Annotated in this window: 18 protein-coding genes, 1 pseudogene and 1 riboswitch; of the genes and pseudogenes, 10 read left to right on the plus strand and 9 right to left on the minus strand. The window is 57.8% G+C overall.

The features are described 5' to 3' along the window. Positions 1-23: 23 nt before the first annotated feature. The 4 genes and pseudogenes from M8006_RS04290 to M8006_RS04305 form a co-directional block, all read right to left on the minus strand. Entirely contained in the window at positions 24-1,073 is a 1,050-nt protein-coding gene (locus M8006_RS04290; protein WP_250080230.1) for a TRAP transporter substrate-binding protein, read from the minus strand. A 355-nt stretch (positions 1,074-1,428) separates the two neighbouring features. Further along, on the minus strand, positions 1,429-1,878 hold the full coding sequence (locus M8006_RS04295; RefSeq protein ID WP_250080320.1) for a MarR family winged helix-turn-helix transcriptional regulator: 450 nt from the start codon (positions 1,876-1,878) through the stop codon (positions 1,429-1,431). An 85-nt stretch (positions 1,879-1,963) separates the two neighbouring features. Continuing rightward, a pseudogene (locus M8006_RS18345) lies at positions 1,964-2,197 on the minus strand (C4-dicarboxylate ABC transporter permease); the annotation flags it as partial. 80 nt (positions 2,198-2,277) lie between these two features. Continuing rightward, positions 2,278-3,333: a TRAP transporter substrate-binding protein gene (locus tag M8006_RS04305; RefSeq protein WP_250080231.1), complete on the minus strand. Its 1,056-nt coding sequence runs from the start codon at positions 3,331-3,333 to the stop codon at positions 2,278-2,280. A 345-nt stretch (positions 3,334-3,678) separates the two neighbouring features. Here M8006_RS04305 and M8006_RS04310 point away from each other — a divergent pair, with 345 nt between their 5' ends. The 7 genes from M8006_RS04310 (at position 3,679) to M8006_RS04340 (ending at position 11,119) form a co-directional block, all read left to right on the plus strand. Continuing rightward, a complete protein-coding gene (locus M8006_RS04310; protein ID WP_250080232.1) occupies positions 3,679-4,644 on the plus strand; it encodes an MBL fold metallo-hydrolase in 966 nt (321 codons plus the stop codon). A gap of 112 nt (positions 4,645-4,756) precedes the next feature. Further along, entirely contained in the window at positions 4,757-6,466 is a 1,710-nt protein-coding gene (locus M8006_RS04315; protein ID WP_250080233.1) for an FAD-dependent oxidoreductase, read from the plus strand. Continuing rightward, positions 6,453-6,692: a DUF2783 domain-containing protein gene (locus tag M8006_RS04320; protein ID WP_250080234.1), complete on the plus strand. Its 240-nt coding sequence runs from the start codon at positions 6,453-6,455 to the stop codon at positions 6,690-6,692. The genes M8006_RS04315 and M8006_RS04320 overlap by 14 nt, the downstream gene beginning before the upstream one ends. 12 nt (positions 6,693-6,704) lie before the next feature. After that, a complete protein-coding gene (gene hmgA, locus M8006_RS04325; RefSeq protein WP_250080235.1) occupies positions 6,705-8,015 on the plus strand; it encodes a homogentisate 1,2-dioxygenase in 1,311 nt (436 codons plus the stop codon). Between the two features lie 36 nt (positions 8,016-8,051). Further along, complete coding sequence (locus M8006_RS04330) at positions 8,052-9,074, plus strand: fumarylacetoacetate hydrolase family protein (RefSeq protein ID WP_250080236.1); 1,023 nt, start codon at positions 8,052-8,054, stop codon at positions 9,072-9,074. 24 nt (positions 9,075-9,098) lie between these two features. After that, positions 9,099-9,743 (plus strand): maleylacetoacetate isomerase, encoded by a 645-nt coding sequence (gene maiA, locus M8006_RS04335; RefSeq protein ID WP_250080321.1) that lies wholly within the window; start codon positions 9,099-9,101, stop codon positions 9,741-9,743. Positions 9,744-9,892: 149 nt separating this feature from the next. Then, positions 9,893-11,119 carry a multidrug effflux MFS transporter gene (locus M8006_RS04340; protein WP_250080237.1) on the plus strand — a complete coding sequence of 409 codons (1,227 nt, stop codon included), beginning with the start codon at positions 9,893-9,895 and terminating at the stop codon, positions 11,117-11,119. Here the strand turns inward: M8006_RS04340 and M8006_RS04345 are convergent. After that, positions 11,108-14,590, minus strand: coding sequence for an indolepyruvate ferredoxin oxidoreductase family protein (locus M8006_RS04345; RefSeq protein WP_250080238.1), 3,483 nt, complete (start codon positions 14,588-14,590; stop codon positions 11,108-11,110). The two genes, M8006_RS04340 and M8006_RS04345, sit on opposite strands and share 12 nt — an antisense overlap. Before the next feature lie 177 nt (positions 14,591-14,767). On the opposite strand from M8006_RS04345, the gene M8006_RS04350 reads away from it, so the two are divergent. Then, a complete protein-coding gene (locus M8006_RS04350; protein ID WP_250080239.1) occupies positions 14,768-15,256 on the plus strand; it encodes an Lrp/AsnC family transcriptional regulator in 489 nt (162 codons plus the stop codon). Positions 15,257-15,261: 5 nt separating this feature from the next. On the opposite strand, the gene M8006_RS04355 is transcribed toward M8006_RS04350, so the two are convergent. Beyond that, positions 15,262-15,705 (minus strand): hypothetical protein, encoded by a 444-nt coding sequence (locus tag M8006_RS04355; protein WP_250080240.1) that lies wholly within the window; start codon positions 15,703-15,705, stop codon positions 15,262-15,264. Positions 15,706-15,853: 148 nt separating this feature from the next. Here M8006_RS04355 and M8006_RS04360 point away from each other — a divergent pair, with 148 nt between their 5' ends. Continuing rightward, complete coding sequence (locus tag M8006_RS04360) at positions 15,854-16,006, plus strand: hypothetical protein (protein ID WP_250080241.1); 153 nt, start codon at positions 15,854-15,856, stop codon at positions 16,004-16,006. Here M8006_RS04360 and M8006_RS04365 read toward each other — a convergent pair. After that, positions 15,996-16,850, minus strand: coding sequence for a sirohydrochlorin chelatase (locus M8006_RS04365; protein ID WP_250080242.1), 855 nt, complete (start codon positions 16,848-16,850; stop codon positions 15,996-15,998). The two genes, M8006_RS04360 and M8006_RS04365, sit on opposite strands and share 11 nt — an antisense overlap. An 18-nt stretch (positions 16,851-16,868) precedes the next feature. Next, positions 16,869-17,801: a histone deacetylase family protein gene (locus tag M8006_RS04370; RefSeq protein WP_250080243.1), complete on the minus strand. Its 933-nt coding sequence runs from the start codon at positions 17,799-17,801 to the stop codon at positions 16,869-16,871. Positions 17,802-17,925: 124 nt separating this feature from the next. On the opposite strand from M8006_RS04370, the gene M8006_RS04375 reads away from it, so the two are divergent. Continuing rightward, positions 17,926-18,489 carry a gamma-glutamylcyclotransferase gene (locus M8006_RS04375; protein ID WP_250080244.1) on the plus strand — a complete coding sequence of 188 codons (564 nt, stop codon included), beginning with the start codon at positions 17,926-17,928 and terminating at the stop codon, positions 18,487-18,489. Positions 18,490-18,512: 23 nt separating this feature from the next. On the opposite strand, the gene M8006_RS04380 is transcribed toward M8006_RS04375, so the two are convergent. Next, positions 18,513-18,806: a hypothetical protein gene (locus tag M8006_RS04380; protein WP_250080322.1), complete on the minus strand. Its 294-nt coding sequence runs from the start codon at positions 18,804-18,806 to the stop codon at positions 18,513-18,515. A 162-nt stretch (positions 18,807-18,968) separates the two neighbouring features. Further along, positions 18,969-19,074: riboswitch (glycine riboswitch) on the plus strand. The last annotated feature ends 27 nt before the right edge of the window (positions 19,075-19,101 follow it).

A 19,101-nucleotide genomic window follows, 5' to 3' on the forward strand; every position in this document is an offset into this window, starting at 1 on the left:
GCCCTCCAGGTGGCGAAGGATAATTACGACTGCGGCACCAGGGGTGCAACGCTGTCTTGTTCGGCAGCTTCTTTGAGCTGTTGGTGAAAGTATTCCAGGGCAGCATCGGCATCCACACCGCGATCATTGACCTTTTCAGACCACGTTTCTATCAAGTCATTACTGATACCATGCAGGGTTTTGAGGTCTTCATCACCCAGGGAAGTAAAGGTGTGGCCCATTTCTTCGGCAAACTCGACACCACGCTCATCAGAAACATCCATCATGTAACCGAACAGACGTGACAAACGCTCACCCGAGACTTCCTGAACGGCTTCGCGGTCTTCCTCGGACATCTGGTCCCAAATCATTGGATTGACCACGATGGTGAAGCTACCGCGATAGAAGCCGCCATCGACCATCAGCGTATGGGGAAAGACTTCCGCCACACGGAAGCTACGTAGACCTTCTGGCACCAGCATGGCCCCGTCGATGACCCCTTGAGAACCGGCTTCGTAGACACCGGTTGGAGGCAAGGCTACACCGGTCAGGCCGAGCGCGTTGGAGAGATCTCCCATCACACCGCCACCGACGCGAATACGCTCGCCCTCAAGATCGTCAAGCGTCTCGTACAGGTCGCTACTGAAGATCCAACCCGGCCCATGGACACCGGCAGCCACGACATCCACACCCCGGTGTTCACCGGCTTGCGCCAGGTATTCCTGGTGAGTGTGCCAATAGGCAGCAGAGGCATTCTCCGAGGAAAAGGCTTCGAAAGTCGGGAACTCCGGCAGCTGGGTCGCCAGGAAACGCCCTGCGTTGTAGCCGTGAAATACCCAGGTCGCATCGGCGATACCATCGGCCACCATTTCCATTTGCGAGTCCGGCGGGCCTAAATCATGAATGACCTCGACGGTTACCCGGCCATCGGTGGCTTCTTCGATCCAGCCCTTCCAGGTCGGCCAAACCATGGTGTTAATCCCGTGATTGGGACCCGCCCAAGTGCTTACCGTAATGGTGGTCTGGGCCAAGGCGGATGTGCTCAGCGTCGCAGCGGCGATAGCACCGATCATCAGGTTTGTTGTTTTATTCATTTTTCTTTCCTCTGGTCATCACGAATTGGGAGCACAAAACGTGATACTTTATTTTTATAAAATATAATATATATGAATCGCTTCACCTATAACAATGCCTGCAGACACGCGATTTATGCAACGATCCATCGACTAATAGATGCTAATACTTAAGTAGCATTAAAATTAATTCACTTTAATTACAGGTAGTTATTTTAAAAAACTACCTCTTATAGCGTATATCAACGCCTGTTGGCAGATAATTTATAGTCCTCTTTTTCGTTACATAAAACATATTTTTTTCGACACGAATGACACGCCACTGAAAAAGCAGCCAACATCCACCGTCTTGGTTTGATTACCCTGTATTTAACCTTTAGCCAAGCCTATCCAACTGACGCTCCAGCTTGCCCATGGTGTGGAGCAGGTCGCGATATTCACTTACCGACAATGTCTCAACTAACTGCGCCTCCCACGCTTGAGCTTCGGGCACTAGCTTATTGAGCAGCGCTTGCCCGGCGTCGGTTAGCTGTAAGTCATGTTGTCGCTGGTCCTGCTGTGATGGCGTGCGGATTATCAGTCCACGATCTTCTAGCGACTGAATAGCGCGAGACACCCGCGCCTTATCCATATTGGTGTAGGCACAAACCTTCTTTGCGGTTAAGTCATCACAGTGGCTAAGCCAGGCAAGCACACGCCACTGGGCGATGTTGAGTGCATAAGACTCGGCATAAAGCGTCTCTAACGCCTGACTGATTCGGTCAGCTAAGTTATTGAGCCGATAAGGAAGGAATTGATTAAGATCCAATTCAGCCCTAGTACGCATTTCCCCAGAAGAAGAGGCGTGCTGTCCCCCTTCTTCATCATCCGAAGGCTTGTGGTTAGCGTCCATTAAGTCATTTCCCCATCGGTTAACACTGTCGTCGATACAGCAGCTGTGGCAAGAACAGTACGATGCCCGAAAACACCAGTACCAGTAGGGCGCGTAGCGTACCGGCGACCTAGAAAGGTGTCACGCCCTGGAAGATTGTCCCGGCAATCACGCCTGGCAACACCACCTGCAGCACGAAAACGCTCACCTCCACCGGTGGTGTGATCAAACTGATCTCGATCACGATAACGATGAGCACCAGAATACCGAACCACTCCGAATTGCATGACCTTGCCGACGTTCGACCCGCGACTCGTCAGGGTCTTGCATTATCGAGTCTCCCGGGACCAGTGGTTAACGCTCCAAGACGCGTGGTGCGATGCTGTCCTGATTAGCGGCAGCGTCCAGTTGATCATAGAAATACGCCAACGCCTCTTCTGCCTTAACACCACGCTCGCTGACGGACTCGGACCAGTCGGCAATCAATTGATCGGTAACCTGACGCAACATTGCGACATCGCTTTCGGGTACTGGCGTGAAGGTCTGCCCTTCCGCCTTGCCAAACTCGACACCGCGCTCGTCGGAAACATCCATCATGTAACCGAACAACCGGGAGAGTGGCTCGCCGGAGACACTATGCACGGCCTCGCGGTCTTCCTCGGACATCTGGTCCCAGACCATTGGATTGACCACGATGGCAAAGCTGCCGCGGTAAAAACCACCGTCCACGGTCAACGTATGCGGAGCCACTTCCGCCACACGAAAACTTTTCAGGCTTTCCAACGTCAGCATGGCGCCATCAACCACGCCTTGCGAAGCCGCTTCATAGACACCGGTCGGCGGTAGAGCCACTCCGATCACGTCCATCGCATCGGCGAGACCACTCATCACGCCGCCCCCAACACGTAGACGCTTGCCGTCAAGGCCGTCGAGATCTTCGACCTGATCGCGAGTGAAGATTTGCCCCGGGCCATGCACCCCCATCGCCATGACGTCGATACCACGATGTTCACCCGCCTGAGCCAGATGCTCTTGATGGGTCTGCCAATAAGCAGCGGAGGCATCTTCGGAAGAAAACTCTTCGAACGTCGGGAATTCAGGTAACTGAGTCGCCAGGAAACGACCCGCCATATGCGCATGAAAGATCCAGCTGGCATCCGCGACACCATCCGCTACCAAGGCCATTTGTGACGCTGGCGGCCCCATGTCGTGAATCACCTCGACGGTCACGCGGTCATCGGTGGCTTCTTCGATCCACGCTTTCCAGGTCGGCCAGACCATGGTGTTAATCCCATGGTTGGGCCCTCCCCAAGTGCTGACCGTAATCGTGGTCTGGGCCAAGGCTTGTGTACCAAAACTCAAGCCAAACGCTGCCACAGCGCCGACCATCAGGCGGGTTGAATTATTCATTTTTTTACCTCGTCGTCACGGGTGAGGCGCCTTTGCGCCGTATGGTTGTCGTGGCTGGCTCTTGCTGAGTAGTAGGCGGAAAAGAGACGCAGCCCTAGGCATCCTGCCGTTTCCACCATGCCGATAGATAATTTCTTTCGCAACTAATTTGCGAAAAATACATCATATACTTATGTCTTAAATTATTAAAAAACCCGATTTATCAACGCGATTAACGCCAAACGCCTTGCTAGCTAACGAATAAAGCAGACTGGCCACTGGACATATAGTTTCATTAGAAACTATCATCCTGACATACAACATGCCAATGAATACCTGGACCACCCTGACAGCACCGGAGATAACATGAGCAAGAAGTTCGCTTCCCACGCCGATACAGAAGAAAAAAACATCAGTTTTACCAAGCTGGCAGAAGGGCTCTACGCCTATACCGCCGAAGGCGACCCTAATAGCGGCATCATCATTGGCGACGACAGCGTAATGGTCATCGACACCCAGGCCACGCCGATCATGGCGCAGGATGTGATCCGCCGTATTCGTGAAGTCACCGACCTGCCGATCAAGCATGTGCTGATGACCCATTACCATGCGGTACGCGTACTGGGTGCCTCGGCGTATAACGCTGAAAACATCTATGCCAGCCAGAACACTTACGACCTGATCGTCGAACGCGGTCAGCAGGATTACGAATCCGAAGTCGGTCGTTTCCCGCGCCTGTTCCAGGGCGTCGAATCGGTACCCGGCCTGACTTGGCCCACCATCGTTTTCCAGGAAGAACTCACCGTCTTCATGGGTAAGCGCGAAGTGCGCATCATCCATCTGGGGCGCGGCCACACCAAGGGCGACACCATCGTCTGGCTGCCTGAAGAAAAAATCATGTTCGCTGGTGATCTAGTCGAATACGGCGCCACGCCCTACACCGGCGACGCCTATCACGAAGACTGGCCCGCCACCCTGGATCGCCTGCAAGCCATGCAGCCGCATAAGCTGGTACCCGGCCGCGGCGATGCCCTGGAAACCCCAGAAAAATGTCAAGAAGCGATTCAAGGCACCCGCGATTTCCTCGCCGACATGTATGAAAGCGTCAAGGCAGGCAAGGCGGCTGGCAAACCCCTTTCCGAGTGCTATGCCGAGACTTACGCCAAACTCAAGCCCCAGTACGGCCACTGGGTGATCTTCGATCACTGCCTGCCGTTCGATGTGACGCGCTGCTATGACGAAGCTGGCGGCGAACATCCGGATCCACGCATCTGGACCGCCGAGCGTGACACTGAAATGTGGCATTCGCTGCAGGACGTTCTCGAAAGCTAATCATCAAAAAACAATCATCGAAAGACTTAATAGTCGTTAGCTCCCGGTTAGCCGGGAGCAGGACGCATCGCTTGGCCGCGTGCCACGGCGATGCCATGGGAGAGTTACATTGATGACAACCTACAAAAATCCCGTCTATCCCTACCATCGCCCGCCGGAACTGGATCGCAGCGACGTCCGCCATTGCCCGGTCGTTATCGTCGGCGCCGGCCCCAGCGGCCTGGCTGTCGCCATCGACCTGGCCCAGCAGGGCATCCACAGCGTCGTGCTGGATGACAACAACACCGTGAGCGTGGGTTCAAGAGCGATCTGTTTTTCCAAGCGCACCCTGGAAATTCTCGACCGACTGGGGGCCGCTCAGCCGATGCTGGACAAGGGCGTCACCTGGCAACACGGCCGGGTGTTTTTCCAGGAACGTGAAGTCTATGACTTCAACCTGCTGCCCGAAGAAGGCCACCGCGTACCCGCCTTCATCAATCTGCAGCAGTATTATTTCGAAGAATACCTGGTCAACCGCGCCGACGAGCTCAAGGATCGAATCGATCTGCGCTGGATGCAAAAGGTCACCACGGTGGACAGCCAGGCTGAACGCACCCTCGTTTCAGTCACCACCGAAGACGGCAACTACCAGCTGAGCTGTGACTACCTGCTGGTGGCCGACGGCGCCAACAGCATGATTCGCGACATCTTGGGGCTGGAAAGCAAAGGCCAGGTATTTCATGACCGCTTCCTGATTGCCGACGTGGTGATGAAAGCCGAGTTTCCCACCGAGCGCTGGTTCTGGTTCGACCCGCCCTTTCACCCCGACCAATCGGTATTGCTGCACAAGCAGCCGGACAATGTCTGGCGTATCGATTTCCAGCTGGGCTGGGATGCCGACCCGGAAGAAGAAAAGAAAGAAGAGAATATTCGCCCCCGCGTGCAGCAGATGCTCGGCGAGGGTGTCGAGTTCGAATTGGAATGGGCCAGCGTCTACACCTTCCGCTGCCGCATGATGGACAACTTCATCCACAATCGGGTGCTCTTCATGGGCGATGCCGCGCATCAGGTGTCGCCCTTCGGTGCTCGCGGTGCCAATGGCGCCCTCCAGAGCACCGACAACCTGGCGTGGAAACTGGCGCGAGTGCTCAAGGGGCAAGCACCCCAGGCCTTGCTCGAGACTTACAACATCGAGCGCCAGCACGGTGCCAAGGAAAACATTCTCAACTCCACTCGGGCCACCGACTTCATCACGCCCAAGAGCCGTGTCAGCCGACTGTTCCGCGATACCACGCTGGAACTGGCGGAGCACTATCCCTTCGCCCGCAGCCTGGTTAACAGCGGCCGCCTGTCATTGCCTTGTTACTACGATGCGTCACCGCTCAACGGTGCCGATGATGTCGGCTTTCCCGATGAGTTGCGCCCCGGAACCCCAGCCAAGGATGCTCCAATCGAAAAGGACGGCAACGCTGCCTGGCTGCTCAATCAGTTCGGCGACCGCTTCGTGCTGCTGCTTGACGGCCGCGTCGAAAGCGATCGGGCGACCACCCTGGGCGCTGAGCTCAAGGCGTTGCTTGACGTCCAACACGACCTGGACCTGGTGATCCTGGGGCCGGCCCCCGCCGAGCTGAGTGAATTGCCCCGCAGCCTGGTGATCGACGATGTTCATGGGTCGGTCCGTGAGCGCTATCGACTAAGTGGCGGCGCCGGCTATCTCTTGCGCCCCGACCAGCACGTCACCGCCCGCTGGGCCCAGGTTTCCGCCGAGGCGGTAGAAAGCGCCCTTGCTTGCGCCCTGGGCGCTCATCTCGACGAAGTGGAGAAACGCTATGCCACGGCTTGAACTCAACCCCAACTTAACGCAACCGGATGCTTTCTACGCAGCCTTGACAGCCACCCACCGCGAGCATAGCGACGAAGAAAGCGAACGCATCAATGCCCGCTTGATCCTGTTGCTGGCCAACCATATCGGTGACCAGCAGGTGCTTGAAGAAGCGCTGGGCGTTGCCGAACAAGCCGTGACGACACAGCAACCCATAACCCCACAACATCCCCTGCATCAAGGTTGAAAAGAGGTTTTCATGAATACTGAAATGCTTGAATATCAAAGCGGTTTTCGTAATCACTTCGCCACTGAAGCCCTTCCCAACGCTTTGCCGAAAGGGCAAAACTCGCCACAGCGCTGCCCTTACGGCCTGTATGCCGAGCAATACACCGGCTCAGCGTTCACCGCACCGCGCCACCAGAATCTGCGCAGCTGGCTTTACCGCATCCACCCTTCGGTGGCTCAAAGCGCCTACCAGCCGCTGCCCGACAAAACGGTAGCCACCGCGCCGCTGGCCAAGCCCGCAGCCGACCCCAACCAGATGCGCTGGGACCCGCTACCGGTGCCCAATGAGCCCACCGATTTCATCGACGGCCTGCTGACAATCGCGGTCAATGGCGATGCCGACGCGCAAAGCGGCGTCGGGGTACATGTGTATGCCTTCAACCGCGACATGACCGAGCGCTTCTTCTATAACGCCGACGGCGAACTGCTGATTGTGCCGCAACTGGGCACGCTCCGCTTGAGAACCGAGTTGGGCGAGCTGGATATTGCCAATGGCGAAATTGGCGTGATTCCCCGCGGCATCAAGTTCCAAGTGCGGTTGAGCGGCGGTGCTGATAGCGCTCGCGGCTATATTTGCGAAAACTATGGCAGTCCTCTGGAACTCCCCGGCCTCGGCCCTATTGGTGCCAACGGCCTGGCCAACCCGCGGGATTTCTTGAGCCCCGTGGCCAGCTACGAAGACCTGGAAGGCGACTACTCGCTGGTGGCCAAGTTCTCCGGGCGCTTCTGGGAAACCAAGCTTTCGCACTCACCGCTTGACGTGGTGGCCTGGCACGGTAACTACGCGCCCTACAAGTACAACCTGGCCAACTTCAACACCATCAATACGGTAAGTTTCGACCATCCCGACCCGTCGATCTTCACCGTACTGACCTCGGCATCCGATACGCCGGGAACGGCCAACCTGGACTTCGTGATCTTCCCGCCGCGCTGGATGGTGGCTGAGAACACCTTCCGCCCACCCTACTTTCATCGCAACTTGATGAGCGAGTTCATGGGTCTAATTCACGGTGAATACGATGCCAAAGCGGAAGGCTTCACCCCCGGCGGTGCTAGCCTGCATAACTGCATGTCGCCCCACGGCCCCGACGCCGACACCTTCGAGAAGGCCACCAATGCTGATCTGACACCCCAGCATCAGAGCGATACCATGGCCTTCATGTTCGAGAGCCGCTACGTCTACCATCCGACTGAAACGGCGCTGAACGCCGATATTCGTCAACGCGACTACGTCGATGTGTGGTCGACCCTGCGCTCGCACTTCGACCCGAGCAAGCCCTGAACCCTATATCACCCTGACGACAAGGATTGAACAACGATGAAACTCGCTACTCTCAACACCGGCCGCGACGGCGAACTGCTCGTGGTCTCGAAAGACCTAACCCGCGCCGTGCGCGCTACCGGCATTGTCGCCACCATGCAGCAAGCCATCGAGAACTGGGATTCCTTCGCACCCAAGCTTGAAGCGCTTTACGCCCAGCTCAATGACGGCAAGGCCGAAGGAGCTTTCGACCTGGATCAGAGTAAGCTGCACTCACCGCTACCGCGCAGCTACCACTGGGCCGATGGCTCCGCTTACCTCAACCACGTCCAATTGGTACGCCAGGCACGCGGTGCCGAGATGCCGGACACCTTCTGGACCGACCCCTTGATGTACCAGGGCGGCGGCGATTGCTTCCTTGCGCCGACCGAAGACATCGAAGCCGTCAGTGAAGAGCACGGCATCGATTTCGAAGGTGAAATCGCCGTGATCACTGACGATGTGCCCATGAACGTCACCCCGGAACAGGCCGCCGGTCATATCAAGCTGGTCATGCTGGTCAACGACGTCAGCTTGCGGGGCTTGATTCCGGGCGAACTCGCCAAGGGTTTCGGTTTCTTCCAGGCCAAACCGGCTTCAAGCTTCTCGCCGATCTGCGTCACGCCCGACGAACTCGGTGACGCCTGGCAGGAAGGCAAGGTGCATTTACCGCTGACCGTGCATTTCAACGGCGAGAAATTCGGCGAGCCCGAAGCCGGACCCGATATGATTTTCAGCTTCCCGCAGCTGGTCGCCCACGCCGCCAAGACGCGTTACCTGGGTGCCGGTGCCATCGTCGGCTCGGGCACGGTTTCCAACCCCGACCCGGACGGCGGCCCCGGAAAGCCGGTGACTGACGGCGGCGTAGGCTATAGCTGCCTTGCGGAAATCAGGATGGTGGAAAAGATTCTCTTTGATGAAATCAAGACCTCGTTCATGCGTTTCGGTGACCGGGTGCGCATCGAGATGTTCGACCGCGACGGCAACAACATTTTCGGCACCATCGACCAACAGGTAGTGAAGTATCAGCCCAAGGCCTAAGGAGTTTGCATGACGACAACTCGCATGACGACACTACATGGCTATTTCCGTTCGTCGGCCGCCTATCGGGTACGCATCGCGCTTAACCTCAAGGGCCTGGACTATGCTCAGGCCCCGATCAACCTGGTCAAGGGCGAGAACCACGATGATGCTTACCGCGCGCTCAATCCCCAGGGGCTGGTGCCTGTACTTGAGACCGAAGAAGGCGTGCCGCTCACGCAATCGCTGGCGATCTGCGAATACCTTGACGAGCGTTACCCCACCCCGGCCCTGCTCCCCGAACATATCGAGGAGCGCGCCCGGGTGCGGGCACTGGCACAGCTGGTCGCCTGTGAAATGCATCCGCTCAACAACCTGCGGGTGCTGAAATATCTGGTCAGCGAGCTGGGCGTCAGTGAGCAGGACAAGCTGACGTGGTATCGCCACTGGGTCATCGAAGGCTTCAATGCACTGGAGCCGATGCTCAAACCGGCCGCCGGTACTGGCGACTTCTGCCATGGGGATACCCCGACGCTGGCAGATCTTTGCTTGGTCCCCCAGGTGTTCAACGCCGAACGCTTTGAATGCGACCTGGCAGCGTATCCGACCATCCAACGCATTACCGCCAACTGTCGCGCCCTGGAAGCGTTCCGCCTGGCAGCGCCAGGCGAACAGCCTGACACCAACTGACCAGACGAACGCCAACTAAACAGACGCGCGTTTTGCGGTTACAATAAGCAGGCTAATTAAGTGGGTGTGCCCCTCAGGGTCGCACCCACTTCTCGTTCCATTGCTTTCAAGGCAGCCCCGAGCACTCCTGGCTGCCCAAGGAGATTCGGGTGCTGAAGCTTACGTCCCCCACCACCGTAGCGGTGCTCGCTGCCCTGACGGCGCTAGGCCCCTTGGCAACCGACATGTATCTGCCGGCCATGCCGGCCATGGCCGACGCCTTGAATACCGGCCCCGACCAAGTACAACTGACCCTCAGCCTTTATATGGCGGGGTTCGCCGTGGCGCAGCTACTCTACGGACCGCTTTCCGACCGGTTCGGCCGCAAGCCGATCATGGTCGGGGGAATTACGCTATTTTTGCTGGCCAGCCTGTTGTGTGCCTTTGCGCCTAGCATCGAGGTGTTGCTGGCAGGGCGTTTTCTGCAAGCCTTCGGCGGCGCGGCCGGCCCGGTATTGGGGCGAGCGGCGGTACGCGATATCCACGGCCCGCTGGAAGCCGGACGAATCCTTTCCTACATGGCCAGCACCATGGCGTTGGCGCCAGCACTGGCCCCTTTAGTGGGTGCCGGGCTGCTGGTGTTCTTCGGTTGGGAGTCGGTGTTCGTGGTGCTGGCCCTGTATGCCGGCGTGATGCTGCTGATCCTCAGCCTGGCCCTGCCCGAGTCATTACCTCTCGACCACCGCCAATCGATTCATCCGAGCGCCATCCTCAGCAATTTCCGCATGCTGCTCACCCAGCGCGCCTTCGTCGGTTACACCCTGACCAATACCACCGCCTTTTGCGGGTTGTTCGCCTATCTTTCCGGTTCCTCGTTCGTGTTGATCGAGTTTCTGAGAGTCGCGCCCTTGCATTACGGGCTTTTCTTTATCCTGATCGTGGCCGGTTTTTTCACCGGGACCTTGCTCAGTGGTCGTTATAGCCACCGCCTGGGGCGCGACCGCCTGATACAGCGGGGAACGCTGCTGTGCGCATTGGGGGGAGGCAGCATGGCGGCACTGGCCATCGCCGGGGTCTTTGCTCCCTGGGCGGTGGTCGGTCCGCATGTCATCTTCATGATAGGTGTGGGTATTCTCATGCCGCAGACCATGGCCGGTGCGCTTGCGCCCAACCCCGACTGTGCCGGGGCGGCGTCCTCACTATTCGGCTTTCTGCAGATGAGCATCGCCGCCGTGGTCGGCGGCGTGGTCGGGCAATTGCATGACGGCACCTCGCGTACCATGGCCCTGGCGATCGGTGCATCCGGCCTGCTGGCGCTGGTGAGCTACCTGAGCCTGGTGCGTCACGACGCAGCACCGGCTCAGGCCGTCGGCAACAAACCGGAATCAGGCCACTGAGGCAATGCTCACCGGCTTGTCTTCACGCAGCTCCTTGAGCAGCCGGGCCTGACGCTCGGCGGCTTTATCGGCAGCCTGCTCACGTACCGGGCCATAGCCACGCACCTCTTCCGGCAACTTGGAAAGCGCCAACGCAGTGGCATGGTTAGTGCCATCAAGACGCATCACTAACTCATCAATCAGCTGCTCGTAATCCGCCAGCAACTTTCGGTCGAGCTTACGGTCAGCGCTGAAGCGGAACGGGTCGAGGGCGGTGTTGCGCAAACCGCGCATTTTCGCCAGCGCCCCCATGGCTTTCAGCACCCAAGGGCCGAAGCGGCGTTTTACCGGGCGCCCCTGGGTATCCTTGCGTCCCCCCAGCAGCGGCGGCGCCAGGTGGAAGGTCAACTGATAATCCCCGGCAAAGGTAGCCTTGACCTCGTCGAGGAAATCACTCTGGGTGTACAGCCGCGCCACTTCGTACTCATCCTTGTAGGCCATCAGGCGGTAGAGCTGCTGAGCGACTGCCTCACTCAATGCTTCGCCACCTCCCAAGGGCGCCTCGGCCTCACGCACCTTGGCCACCTTCGCCGCGTAACGCTCGGCCAGGCCACGGTTCTGGTAACGCTCCAGGTAACGGCCGTTTCGCGCTACCACGTCGTCCAAGGTAGCGCCCGTGGGTAGCGGCACGGCATCCAGGCGCTGCTGGAGGTAGTCGGGCTCGACTGCCGCCAGACGCCCCCAGGCGAATGCCTGGCGGTTCTTTTCCACCGCCACACCGTTGAGTTCAAGGGCACGCTGCAGCGCTGGCTCGGAAAGCGGCACCAGCCCTTGCTGCCAGGCGAATCCCAGCAGCATCATGTTGGAAAAGACCGTATCCCCCAGCAACTGTTCGGCCAGGCGATTGGCATCCAGGGTGGCGAAACGCGCCTCACCCACGGCATCACGCAGCAGCTGGAGGCGCTTGTCAGGCTGCATGTCGGCATCGCGATACAGGACGTAATCCGCGGTGGCTAGCTCGGCTAGGTTGGCGACGATTCGGGTCGTCGGCTGCAGCACATTGAGCGCTTTCTGCGAGCTTGCCACCACCATGTCGCAGGCGATCAAGGCATCGGCCTGGCCGGTTTCGATACGCACCTGGTTCAGCTCGCCAGGCTGCGGTGCCAGGCGAACGTAGCTAAGTACCGCCCCGCCTTTCTGGGCGAAGCCCATGAAATCGAGCACACTGGCGCCCTTGCCTTCCAGGTGCGCGGCCATGGTGATCAGCTGGCCGACCGTGACCACCCCGGTGCCACCCACACCGCCTACCAGAAGGTCATAAGGCGCCTGGAGAGTGGCAAGCGCCGGGGACGGCAACCGTGAAATGCGCTCCCAGAAGGCGTTATCCGCCGCCACACCCTGGCCTTTGCGTAGCTCGCCGCCTTCCACGGTGACAAAGCTGGGACAAAAACCACTTACGCAGGACATATCCTTGTTGCAGGAGGACTGATCAATCTTGCGCTTGCGACCCAGCTCGGTCTCGCGAGGCACCACCGACAGGCAATTAGACTGTACCGAGCAGTCGCCACAGCCTTCGCAGACGTGGTGGTTGATGAACACCCGGCGCGCCGGGTCTTCCAGCAGGCCACGCTTGCGGCGGCGACGTTTTTCCGCCGCACAGGCCTGATCATAGATCAGTACGGTGCAACCGGGGATCTCGCGCAACTCACGCTGCAACGTATCCATCTCCTCACGCCCATGGAAGGTCACGCCTTCGGGAAATTCCTTTTCATGACCGCGGTATTTTTCCGGTTCGTCGCTCACCACCATCACCCGACGCACCCCTTCGTCCAGCGACTGGCGGGCGATCATGGGCACGCTGATCTGGCCGTCCACCGGCTGGCCGCCGGTCATGGCCACGGCGTCGTTGAACAGGATCTTGTAGGTGAGGTTGACGTTGGCAGCCACTGCCTGGCGCACCGCCATTGAACCCGAGTGGAACCAGGTGCCTTCGCCGAGATTCTGGAAGATGTGGCCGTTGCCGGTAAAGCGGCTCTTGCCCACCCAGTTGACACCTTCGCCACCCATCTGGATCAGCGATTCGGTGCTGCGGTCCATCCAAGAGGCCATAAAGTGGCAACCAATACCCGCCAGGGCTTTGCTGCCTTCGGGCACCTTGGTCGAGCTGTTGTGCGGGCAACCTGAGCAGAAATAGGGCATGCGGCGCACACCGCCGAGTTCCTTAACGCCCGCTTGGCAAGCATCAACCGTTGCCAGCTTGTCGCTAAAATCAACCCCGAAAAAGCGCGCCAGGCGCTCTGCCACGAAGCCAGCCAAGAGACGCGGGCTCAGTTCTCCGACATAGGGAATCAGCGGTTTACCGGTCTCATCCTGCTTACCGGTAATGATGACCTCACCGGGGTGATCGGGTTCCGACATGTACTCCTTCAACTGGCTTTCGATAATTCCGCGTTTCTCTTCAATGACCAGCACCTCACGCTTGTCATGAATAAACTCAAGGATGCCGGGGCGATGGAGTGGCCACACCATGCCAACCTTGTATATTTCTATCCCGAGATCACGCAGCTTCGCTTCATTCAGCCCCAGTAAACGCAGCGCCTCAAGCAAGTCCAAGTGACCCTTGCCGGTAGTGACTAGCCCGAAGGTCGTCTGCTCTTGGCGAAACAGATACTGATCAATCGGATTCGCCGTGGCAAACGCCTGCACGGCGGCCAGCTTGTGCTCAATGCGAGTCTCGAGTTGTGGCCCCGGCAAATCGGGCCAGCGGTAGTGCAGCCCACCCTCCGGCACCTCGATGTCGGGCGTTACATAGTCTGGCAAGGGAGGCACCTCGACTGAAGCGCCACTCTCGACGGTTTCAGACACGGCTTTGAAACCCACCCAACACCCCGAGAAGCGTGAAAGGGCATAGCCCCACAGCCCAAAGCGCTCATATTCCGCCAATGACGCAGGGCTTACCACCGGCATAAACCATGCCATAAAGGCGACATCCGACTGGTGCGGCATCGAGGACGACACGCAACCGTGGTCGTCACCGGCCACCACCAGCACACCGCCGGTGGGCGAGCTGCCGTAGGCATTGCCGTGCTTCAAAGCATCACCCGCGCGGTCAACGCCCGGCCCTTTGCCGTACCACATGCCAAAGACACCTTCGACCTGCCGGTCAGGGTCCGTTTCCACCTGCTGGCAACCCAGCATCATGGTGGCGGCCAGGTCTTCGTTGATGGCAGGGACAAAGTCGATCTTATGCTCATCCATGGCGGCCTTGGCCTGCCAGATCGCTTGGTCGACGCCACCCAGGGGCGAACCCCGGTAGCCGCTGATCAGCCCCGCCGTCTGGCGACCGTCACGACGGTCGAGCTCAGCCTGGCGCAGGGCGATACGCACCAGTGCCTGGGTGCCGGTCAGAAAGATACGCCCTTGGCCACGGCTATAGCGGTCGGCCAGCGCATAGTCATCGAGCGTGATATCAACACGAGGAGAGGTCGTCATGAGGTGTCACCAGTCAGGTCGAAAAATTATGGTTGTAATGACCTGAAGTCTAGCCAAGAGCGCACTAAAGGTGCTTGCTAATTCACTCTTCAAAACCCTGGTTATTAATTATTACTTTCATTTTTTGCGGTTTAACGCAATGATATTCAACAAACCACAAATAAATGAAATAGCCCTATGAAAGAAGTGACCAAAGAAATCACGTTAGATAGGCATGATCAGCGCATCCTTACCCTGCTTCAGCAACAGGGGCGCATTACCAACAATGAGCTTGCCGAACAGATAGGCCTTTCCCCTGCCGCCTGCTGGCGACGCGTAAAGGCGTTGGAAGAGAGTGGCGTCATTCGTCGCTTTGCGGCACTGGTGGAACCCAGCCTAGTGGGCCAGCCGTTATCGGCATTGGTGATGGTGACGCTGGTTCGCCACCATATCGACAATACCGCCGAATTCGAAAATCGTATCCTGCAGTACCCAGAAGTGCTGCAGTGCTACGCCACCACCGGTAACGCCGACTTCGTGCTGCGCGTGGTGATTGAGGACATGGCAGCCTATGACCGCTTTCTCAACGAGAAACTCTTCACCCTTAACGGTATTTCCCAGGTCAGCTCCAACTTCGTGCTGCGTAATATCAAGGAAGAAACCGCCATTCCCATTGCTAAGGGCTAGCCCGGTTATTCGTCGACCTGAGCCCCCATCCGATCGAACGCCTCGGCGTTGGGGCAGAAGTCACGGAAGGTCTCGATATCGGTGGAGTAGCGCAGCGTCTTCCAGCAATGGCCCACTACAGGGCATGCATTGCAGGTGTCTTCAAGAGGCTTTTGCTCCTCACCAAGGTTTTCGAGTACCAGACCGAAGCGCTGTACCATTACCGGCATCAATGACTTGGCGGGGCGAAAACCAGCATAGGTTCCCTGTGCCAGTTGCTTGGCGACTTCCTGTTCGAAGGAGGCATCCAATGGCATCGTGATATCGCTGACCACCGCTTGAAAGGCATCCGGCGACTCATTTTGCATACCTCGCGCCAGGGTGGGTGTGGAAGCCCGGTAGCAACGCTCACTGATACGCTCCCACCAGGAGGGACGGCTTTTAGGGGCTTTAGATTGGGGATACGTCATGGTCTTCTCCCTTCGAGTGAATACCTGCAGTATCGTTGCGATAATCAGCGTCTGACTTGACCAGGATCAAACTTGTTTCATTTGAAACTATTAGCCCATAGGGCGCTATGAGTGCCGCTATGGGGCGGTTGCATACCGGGCGTTCAATTTGACGTTGGTCAAACCGCCGCTGCGTAAGCGACGCAACCAGCAAATGGTCGTATATGTGGAGCTAGCCAAAGAGATGGGGGACATTTTTGAAGACGATATGCTCGACGGCGACCCTGCCAGCGAAGAGACCTACGCGCACATTATTGGCTAAGCGGCGGCAGTGCTAGCAGCACGTCTTTTGCATTCACCGCCTCAAGACGTGAGGCGAGCACCGCAGTGATCCCGTCATGCTCACCCACTAGGCGCGTTGGTACCACGCGCAAGCCGGGATGTGCTTGTTCAGCAGCCGCGCAAATCCCAGCAATATCGCCGCCGTCGCCGGCATGGCGCCCCGGCGAGAGAAACAGCATGGCCAACACCACTTCGCCATGATGAAACGATGGCTCTGCCAGTAAGTGTTCCAAAAGCGGCTCGTTGAAACGATAAGCATCGCCCTCACGACGTTCCATTGAGGCAGCACACACGCAAGCAGCCTCGTCTGCCAGCAGCACGCTCAGCTGTCCCGCCAAACGGTTGCGAACCGCCGTTACTTCCGGAATCGGGCTGCCGTGATCCACCAGCACCACTTTCGGCTGTGTGGCCGGAGTGATGCGCTCACGCACGTTATCAGCAAGCAACTGCGCAAGGCGCAGATCCACCGACGCGCGCTCATCCACCAGCGGCTTGGCCACCTGCACGGCAACATCCGGAAAGCGGGCCTGCAGCTCGCCCATTCGCTGCGGCAAGTAATCGGTCAGCGCCCGGCTGGGGCCGAAAAAAAACGGCACGACGACAATTTCACTAGCGCCCTGCTCAGCGGCGCGTTCAGCGAGGGGCCCAAGCGTGACGGCCGGCTGACCGTCAAGCTGCTCGGCGGGAATTTTATTGGCGTGCAAAAGCGACGCCGCTTGCACCGGCTCGCCGCATGTCTTGCTGAGTTTTTCCGCTACACGACGTAGGTTGAACGTCGCCTGTGGCCGCAATGAGCCGTTATCAGTGAGAAAAATCGCGCGCATGACGGTCCTCTGGTGTCGTTAATAGTGTGATTGAAAACTGCCGGCTAGCACATCCGCCCCGGCACGATGCAACAAAGCATGACGTGCCGCTAATGCAGCAATATCGCGGTCATAACCCCCGCCAATCACCGCTGCAACAGGGATCTCACGCATCACACAGGCGCTCAACACATAGCCATCGCGCTGGTAAAGTCCCGTGTCTGTCAAGTTTAAGTACCCTAGCCGATCATCACGATGAACATCGACACCGGCATCGTAAAGCACTAAATCGGGATGGTAGGCGGCCAGTAACCCAGGCAAGTAAGAGCTTAAGGTTTGCATATAGGCCGCATCATCCAGCCCGTTCGCCAGGGGAATATCCAAGTCGCTTTTAGCTTTGCGCACCGGAAAATTTCGCGCAGCATGCATAGAAAACGTCAACACGTCAGGCTCATGCGTAAAAAGCCGCGCTGTACCGTCTCCCTGATGCACATCAAGGTCAACAATCAGTACGCGTGAGGCCCACCCTTTTGCCAATGCATGGGCGGCGGCCACCGCCAAGTCGTTAATCAAGCAGTAACCGCTTGCGGCATCCGCATGGGCATGGTGCGTGCCGCCCGCCGAGTTACAGTTACACGCCAACCCCGTCGCGCATGCCGCCTCCACTGTCAGCAGCGTGCCGCCCGTCTCCAATCGAACCCTTTCGACCAACGATTCTGACCAAGCAAAGCCGCTTCGCCGTTGCGCCGCACGTTCAAGCTGTCCCTCTAACAATGCCTTGATATACTCACGGTCATGGACACGCAAAAGCGCTTCGAGCGTGACGGTTTCGGGCTGCTGCCAATCAATCGGCAAGGCGAGCGCCGCTTCCCCCAGCTGCTCGCGCAGTACACAGAATTTGGCCATCGGAAAAGGATGGTGTTCGGGCATATCAATCGTATACCCCGGGTGATGAACAACAGTCAGTGGCATTTTTTCGTGCTATATCCGTGTCATGTCCGCAAAGCTCATTTCAGCAACACTCATTTCAACAAAACTCATTTCAACAAAACTCATTTCAACAAAACTCATTTCAACAAAACTACAGGAGTCTTGTATGCAGCTTGATACTCGCACGATTAACCAACAGCGCCAGCGCGTGGGCGACGACGAATCCGTTTGGTTATTCGGCTACGGCTCGCTGATTTGGAAAGCGGATTTCCCCTTTCTTGAGCGGCGCCGTGCGTTTATCCGCGGCTGGGAGCGGCGCTTTTGGCAGGGGTCGCACGACCACCGTGGCACACATGAGGCACCCGGTCGCGTAGCGACGTTAGTTGCTTCACCTGGTGCGGTGTGCCACGCCGTGGCCTACCGTATCACGGGAAAAACGCTCAAACCGTTGGATATCCGTGAAAAAAACGGCTATTTACGCGAGGTCACTACGCTCACCTTTGACGATGGCGAACACGCCAAGGGGCTTGTTTATCTCGCTACCGAAGAGAACCCCGCTTACCTTGGCGACGCACCGCTTGATGCCATCGCTGCCCAGATTGATCGCGCCCACGGCCCGAGCGGCGCCAACCGTGAATACCTGCTCAACCTCGCTTGCGCCCTGCGTGAACTCGACGTCGACGACCCACACACCTTTGCCTTAGCGGAGCGCCTAATACCGCAAACGTAAACGTGCCGAGCCTTGACTAGCACCTACATTAACAGCCATCCGAGTACTAAAAGCCCCAGAACGATACGCACAATCCCGCCGATTAGTGCACCGCGAAACAGCGCACGCAGACCGCCCCACAAAACCCACAGGCCAATCACCAGCACCAAGATACTGAAAAATGACGGGCTAATGCCCAGCGAACGCGCCAGGCCATCGATAAACGTCTCAAAGGCATCAAAGAAATTGGTAAATATCGAGAGCAAAAACGTGACAACCGTGTGAATCGCTTCGCCAACGGCTTCGCCGACTCCCTGAAAAAAACCGTTTGCTTGCATCATTAGACCTTTGGTGAATTGCACATTATTTCCCTTACACGGTATCAATGCACGCTAGCATGGTTTACGCACTTGCGGGAGAGACTGCTCTCGATCTTCACATCGAGACAGCGCCGAAGGAGCAACCGCCCCGGAAACTCTCAGGCCCCCGGACCGTTTGTGTGATCACTTTCCGAAGAGCGGCTGATAAAAGCGTCACTCAGCCCACCGAAGGAGCAAGCAAGCATACCACTTGTGAATCTCTCAGGTTATAGACGGAAGGGGCACACGCTGATCCAGCGTGTATTTCCCTGGC

The organism is Halomonas llamarensis (assembly GCF_023555005.1).
Taxonomy (GTDB): Bacteria; Pseudomonadota; Gammaproteobacteria; order Pseudomonadales; family Halomonadaceae; genus Vreelandella; species Vreelandella llamarensis.

Coding starts and splice junctions, on each gene's coding strand:
- M8006_RS04290 (WP_250080230.1), bottom strand. CDS start 1,073: ATGAATAAAACAACAAACCTGATGATCGGTGCTATCGCCGCTGCGACG.
- M8006_RS04295 (WP_250080320.1), bottom strand. CDS start 1,878: ATGCGTACTAGGGCTGAATTGGATCTTAATCAATTCCTTCCTTATCGG.
- M8006_RS04305 (WP_250080231.1), bottom strand. CDS start 3,333: ATGAATAATTCAACCCGCCTGATGGTCGGCGCTGTGGCAGCGTTTGGC.
- M8006_RS04310 (WP_250080232.1), top strand. CDS start 3,679: ATGAGCAAGAAGTTCGCTTCCCACGCCGATACAGAAGAAAAAAACATC.
- M8006_RS04315 (WP_250080233.1), top strand. CDS start 4,757: ATGACAACCTACAAAAATCCCGTCTATCCCTACCATCGCCCGCCGGAA.
- M8006_RS04320 (WP_250080234.1), top strand. CDS start 6,453: ATGCCACGGCTTGAACTCAACCCCAACTTAACGCAACCGGATGCTTTC.
- hmgA (WP_250080235.1), top strand. CDS start 6,705: ATGAATACTGAAATGCTTGAATATCAAAGCGGTTTTCGTAATCACTTC.
- M8006_RS04330 (WP_250080236.1), top strand. CDS start 8,052: ATGAAACTCGCTACTCTCAACACCGGCCGCGACGGCGAACTGCTCGTG.
- maiA (WP_250080321.1), top strand. CDS start 9,099: ATGACGACACTACATGGCTATTTCCGTTCGTCGGCCGCCTATCGGGTA.
- M8006_RS04345 (WP_250080238.1), bottom strand. CDS start 14,590: ATGACGACCTCTCCTCGTGTTGATATCACGCTCGATGACTATGCGCTG.
- M8006_RS04350 (WP_250080239.1), top strand. CDS start 14,768: ATGAAAGAAGTGACCAAAGAAATCACGTTAGATAGGCATGATCAGCGC.
- M8006_RS04355 (WP_250080240.1), bottom strand. CDS start 15,705: ATGACGTATCCCCAATCTAAAGCCCCTAAAAGCCGTCCCTCCTGGTGG.
- M8006_RS04365 (WP_250080242.1), bottom strand. CDS start 16,850: ATGCGCGCGATTTTTCTCACTGATAACGGCTCATTGCGGCCACAGGCG.
- M8006_RS04370 (WP_250080243.1), bottom strand. CDS start 17,801: ATGCCACTGACTGTTGTTCATCACCCGGGGTATACGATTGATATGCCC.
- M8006_RS04375 (WP_250080244.1), top strand. CDS start 17,926: ATGCAGCTTGATACTCGCACGATTAACCAACAGCGCCAGCGCGTGGGC.
- M8006_RS04380 (WP_250080322.1), bottom strand. CDS start 18,806: ATGCAAGCAAACGGTTTTTTTCAGGGAGTCGGCGAAGCCGTTGGCGAA.